This is a genomic window from Actinomadura sp. NPDC023710, from assembly GCF_040639875.1.
Classification (GTDB): Bacteria; Actinomycetota; Actinomycetes; order Streptosporangiales; family Streptosporangiaceae; genus Spirillospora; species Spirillospora citrea.
The window spans coordinates 1-3,658 of the sequence record NZ_JBFAGB010000101.1; the positions used below are offsets into that span (position 1 = coordinate 1).

Sequence of the window (3,658 nt, forward strand, 5' to 3'; positions counted from 1 at the left end):
CGAGGATCTCGTCCTTGATCTGTTCGCGAAGGGGGCGGCGGTCGATCGGCATCCTGTCGTCTTCCTCTCCTGGGGTGACCGGACGGTCAGGCCGTGACCGGACGGTCAGGCCGTTCCGGCGCCGTCGACCGGGATGACGGCCCCGCTGACGAACGCGGCCGCGTCGCCGGCGAGGAACGCCACCATCGCGGCGATGTCGGCGGGCCGGCCGATCCGGCCGAGGGGGCGGTCCGCCGCGTCGGCGTAGAACGTCTCCGCCGGGGCGCCGAGCTGGCGGGCCTCCTCGGCGAGCATGCCGGTGTCGGTGTCGCCGGGGCACACGCAGTTGACCCGGATGTTCTGCGGCCCGTGGTCGATCGCCATGGCCCGGGTCATGTTCACCACGGCGCCCTTGGAAGCGCAGTAGGACACGGCTTGCGCTCCCCCTTGGATGCCCCAGCCCGAGCCGGTGTTGATGATACTGCCGCCTCCGGCGGCGGCCATCAACGGTATCGCCGCCCGGCTCATCAACATGATCGATTTGACGTTGACGGCCATCACCAGGTCCCAGTCGTCCTCGCCGATCTCCAGGACGGTGGAGCGGCGGATGATGCCCGCGTTGTTGAACAGGACGTCCAGCCCGCCGTAGGCGTCCCGCGCGGCGGCGACGATCCGCGCGCAGTCGGCCGCGGAGGAGACGTCCCCGCGCACGAAGGCGGCCCGGCCGCCCGCGGCCTCGACGGCCTCCGCGGCCCGCGCCCCCGCCTCGTCGACGTCGGCCAGGACGACCGCGGCGCCGAGCCCCGCCATCAGCTCCGCGGCGGCCCGCCCGATGCCGCCCGCCGCCCCGGTGACCACGGCGGTCTTGCCTTCGAGTGAGTTCACGTTCGCTCTGCCTTTCATCGGACGGGATACATGGCGAACCGGCCGTGCCCGGTCAGTACGGGCAGATGGCCGCGCAGGCCGGCGTCGAGGTCCTCGTCGCCGGTGTCGACCAGCAGGGGACGGCCGCCGAGCGAGGCGAGCTTGGCCTCGGTCGCCACCACGGCGAGCCGGTCGCGGCCGGCGGCGCGCAGCACGGCGGGGGAGATCTGCTGGTTGCCCCTGCCGAACAGGAAACCCTGCCCGCCGATCGGAGTCACGGCTATCCACGCCGGCGCCGTGTCCACCAGCGCCTCCAGCTCGGCGGCGGCGACGTCCGCCGCGACGACCGCCCCGCCGGCCGCCACCACGTTGACGCCCATGAGGGGGACGTGGGCGCCGAGGGCGGCCGCGACGGCGCGCATCGTGGTGCCGGGCCCGAGCACCAGCAGATCGGACGGCCGGGTGCGCTCGGCGAGGCCGGCGGCGATGCCGGCGACCGACGACGGATCGGCCACCGTGCCGCCCACCTTCCGCTGCTGGACGCGCACCGGGACGTCGGGCACCCGCACGTGGCCGTACAGGCGGGCGGAGACGCGGCCGTCCCGGACGGCGTCCTCGTCCAGGTCCATCACCTCGGCGTCCCGGATCCGCACGCCGCCGGCGGCCATCAGGGCGGCCGCCTCCCCGGCGGCGCGGGGCGTGGCCCCGAACACCGCCGAGTGCATCTTCACCCCGGTGGGCACGCCGAGCACGGGAACCGAGGACCCGACCGCGTCCAGCACGTTGCGCGCCGTCCCGTCGCCGCCGGCGAACAGCAGCAGGTCGACCTGCGGCGCGAGCGCGGTCGCCGCGCGCACGGTGTCGGCCGCCGTGGTGGGCTCGCCGGGCTGGTACCGGACGTCGGGGATCAGCCCGGCGCCGAGGACGGCGTGCTCGCCCATGGGGCCGCCCGCGGTCGGCACCGCGAACGGGCCGCCGAGCCGGGAGCGCAGTTCCGCCAGCGCGAGCACGGCGCGCTCCGACGCGTGCGGCGTCGCGCCGAGCGCACGGGCCTTCTCCTGCACGTCGGCGCCGTCGCTGCCCTTGAGGCCGACCCGGCCGCCGAGTCCGGCGACGGGGTTCACCACCAGCCCGATCCTCATCGGCGACCTCATTCCCCGAGGATCTTCCGGCGGTACGCGCGCCAGGTGACCGCCCAGGTCGCCGGGTCGTCCAGGACGTCCTCTCGGGCGCGGTGCACGGTGGAGCGGTGCGGCGCGGTCCGGACGGTCTCGGGGTCCTCGTAGGCCTCGCGGGCCACCTCGGCGAGGATCGCGGCGTACTCGTCCAGCTCGGCCCGGGAGTAGGACTCGGTCGGCTCCAGCGTCATCGGCTCGGGGACGATGTACGGGTGGTGGCTCGTCCAGTAGTGGGTGCCGAAGTCGGCCGCGCGGACGCCGATGTCCTCGCTGTGCACGCCGGTCTCCTCGGCGAGCCGCTCCCAGCTGTAGCGGACCTGCTCGACCCGCGGCCGTCCCGGCGCGTACGGCACCGACGCCCCGCGGATCTGGAGCACCTTCGCCATCAGGTAGTTGTTGTTGAGGACGGCCACCTCCGCGGCCTCGCGCAGCCCCGCGCCGCCCATCGACATGATCCATGCGTAGGCGCGCACCAGGTTCGGCACGACGCCGTAGAACGGCCGGATCTTCCCGACCGACTCGGGACGGTCGTCGTCCAGGCGGTAGCGGGTGCCGTCGAACTCGACGGTCGGCGTCGGCAGGTAGGGGGCGAGTTCCGCGCTCACACCGCAGGCCCCCGCGGCGGGCCCGCCGCAGGCGTGCGGCGTGGAGAACGTCTTGTGCAGGTTGAAGTGGCACAGGTCGAACCCGGTGTCGCGGGCGCGGGTGATGCCGAGGATGCCGTTGGCGTTGGCCTGGTCGTAGGCGCACAGCCCGCCGGCCTCGTGCACGATCCGGACGAACTCCTCGATCCGCGGGTTGAACAGCCCGGTGTCCTCGGGGTTGGTGATGAGCAGGGCCGCGGTGCGGGGGCCGACCGCCCGCCTGAGCGCCTCGATGTCGGGGTAGCCGTCGGCGTCCGGGTACAGGGTGATGACCTTGAAGCCGGCCGTTCTGGCGCACGCCGCGTTGGAGGGGTGCGAGAAGATCGTGGTGATGACCTCGTCGCGGGTCTCGGCCTCCCCGCGCGCCGCGAAGTAGGCGCGGATCATCGCGACGTTGGTGTAGATCGCGGCGGAGCCGGCGCCCGGCTGGAGCGAGAACCGGTCCATGCCGGAGATCTCCCGCAGCAGCCCCTCCAGCCGGTACATGATCTCCAGTACGCCCTGCACCGTCCGCTCGTCCTGCAGCGGGTGCAGCGCGGCCACCTTCGGGTCGCGGACGAACCGGTCGTTCACCTTGGGGCTGTACTTCATGGTGCAGGTGCCCTGGCCGACGTCGACGTTGAAGTCGGCGCCGAGGTTCTCCTGGGACAGCCGCAGGTAGTGCCGCAGCACCTGGGGCTGCGACAGCTCCGGCAGTGCGGGGGGCGAGGTGCGGCGCAGCCCGTCCGGGAGGACGACGTCCGCCGGCACCTGCGGGAGGGGCGGCAGCACGCCGCGCTCGCCCGGGGAGCCCAGCTCGAACAGCAGCGGCTCGTCCCACCGGGCCTGGTGGAACCGGCGCAGCGGGGGTTTCGGGCCGATCCTGGCGTCGGCGGGGGTGAGGGGGGAGGGGGTGGGGCCCGTCTTCACTTGGCGATCTCCTGGAGGGTCTCGGCCAGCCGGTCGATGTCGTCCTTGGTGTGGATCTCGGTGACGCAGTACAGGGCGTCGGTC

3 protein-coding genes are annotated in these 3,658 nt (G+C 73.8%); all 3 read right to left on the reverse strand.

Annotation, left to right across the window (positions count from 1 at the left end; genetic code table 11):
* Positions 1 to 105: 105 nt before the first annotated feature.
* Genes AB0H37_RS44910 through gcvPB form a run of 3 tightly spaced genes read right to left on the reverse strand, consistent with a single transcriptional unit; the run spans position 106 to position 3,574 of the window.
* The gene (locus AB0H37_RS44910) at positions 106 to 864 is read right to left on the reverse strand and encodes a glucose 1-dehydrogenase (RefSeq protein WP_179836708.1); all 759 of its coding nucleotides are present in this window, start codon (positions 862 to 864) and stop codon (positions 106 to 108) included.
* A gap of 14 nt (positions 865 to 878) precedes the next feature.
* A complete protein-coding gene (locus tag AB0H37_RS44915; protein WP_179836707.1) occupies positions 879 to 1,985 on the reverse strand; it encodes an NAD(+)/NADH kinase in 1,107 nt (368 codons plus the stop codon).
* 8 nt (positions 1,986 to 1,993) lie between these two features.
* Entirely contained in the window at positions 1,994 to 3,574 is a 1,581-nt protein-coding gene (gene gcvPB / locus AB0H37_RS44920; protein WP_179836706.1) for an aminomethyl-transferring glycine dehydrogenase subunit GcvPB, read from the reverse strand.
* Positions 3,575 to 3,658: the final 84 nt, after the last annotated feature.

Excerpts from the sequence above, each read along its gene's own strand:
- AB0H37_RS44915 (WP_179836707.1), bottom strand. The coding sequence starts at position 1,985 with ATGAGGATCGGGCTGGTGGTGAACCCCGTCGCCGGACTCGGCGGCCGG.